Raw genomic sequence first — 1,018 nt, forward strand, 5'->3', positions numbered from 1 at the left:
GCGCGCATGCGCGCGTTCTGCGCCTGGATCTGGGCACGGTCCAGGATCAGCGCATCGGCGTTGGGTAGGCGCGCAGCCCAGTACTGTGGGGTGAGGTAGGCCTCATGCAGGCCCACCACATACGGCAGTGGCGCGCCGGGATCGGGCTGGCCAGGCGCGCTGCCATCGGCGGCCCATGCGGGCGCGCTGGCCACGGCCAGCAACAGCGCCAGCACGCGTTTCGCGGTGGCGGGCCAGAGGGCAGGGCGGAAACGGGTCATGCAGGCACTGTCCTCGGTGGGCAGGTTGGCGGGCGCAGCGCGGGTCATGCCGCCCACTCCGTGGCCACATCGGCTTCATAGCGCGCCGGCAGCGAAGGCGCGGCGCGGTAGTGGCCGCCCGGGCGAACGTAGGCGTGGGCGCGCCAGGGGAACCGGGCGATGGCCGTTGCAATGGCGGCGTCCAGCGCCGCCCGGTCGGCCCAGGTGGTCCCGCAGCTGCCGCAGCCCCACACCGACGGCTGCAGCGTATCGACCCAACAGGCCTCGCCGGTGCAGGCGCGTTCCGGGCAGGGCAGGGAACGCGTAGGGTCCGCCGTGCGTGCGGCGCCGCGCTGGCTCGGGTTCACCGCCGTGCCGTGGTGGCAGTGCGGGCAGTCCAGCATCACCAGGCGCATGCCCTTGGCGCGGGAGGTCTCGAACAACACGGCCTGCGCCCCGGTTGGCACGAAGCCGGCCTGGCAATGGTCGCAGCGCAGCTCTGGATGATTCATGGGGCACGTCCTCCAGCGCCGGCGGGTGTCATGGAATACTTATTCCTTTCGCTGTGGAATGCAAGAATAAATTATTGACCGGCGTCACGGCCCGTGTTACACAGCCCTTACCACCCGCGCTGGGGAAGTGTCGCTGTGGATCGTGCCGTTCGCAAACCTGCCGTTCGCCTACCGCGAGTGCCTGTCGCCGCCAGCCTGCTGGTGGCGGCGCTGCTGTCGGTGCCGTCGGCCCAGGCCGGTCGTGCCGCTTCCGGCACGGTAGAGGAC

General features: G+C 70.8%; 1 protein-coding gene and 1 pseudogene. Both read right to left on the minus strand.

Features of this window, described 5'->3' with window-relative positions; genetic code table 11:
* A pseudogene (locus DBR34_RS01685) lies at positions 1 to 260 on the minus strand (NlpC-P60 family protein); the annotation flags it as partial.
* 44 nt (positions 261 to 304) lie between these two features.
* Complete coding sequence (locus tag DBR34_RS01690; protein ID WP_128095453.1) at positions 305 to 751, minus strand: hypothetical protein; 447 nt, start codon at positions 749 to 751, stop codon at positions 305 to 307.
* Positions 752 to 1,018 lie beyond the last annotated feature (267 nt).

It is taken from the genome of Stenotrophomonas sp. HMWF003, from assembly GCF_003061285.1.
GTDB classification, from domain to species: Bacteria; Pseudomonadota; Gammaproteobacteria; order Xanthomonadales; family Xanthomonadaceae; genus Stenotrophomonas; species Stenotrophomonas maltophilia_AP.

What these genes read in the sequence shown, in the direction of transcription:
- DBR34_RS01690 (WP_128095453.1), bottom strand. Translation starts at nt 751, where the DNA reads ATGAATCATCCAGAGCTGCGCTGCGACCATTGCCAGGCCGGCTTCGTG.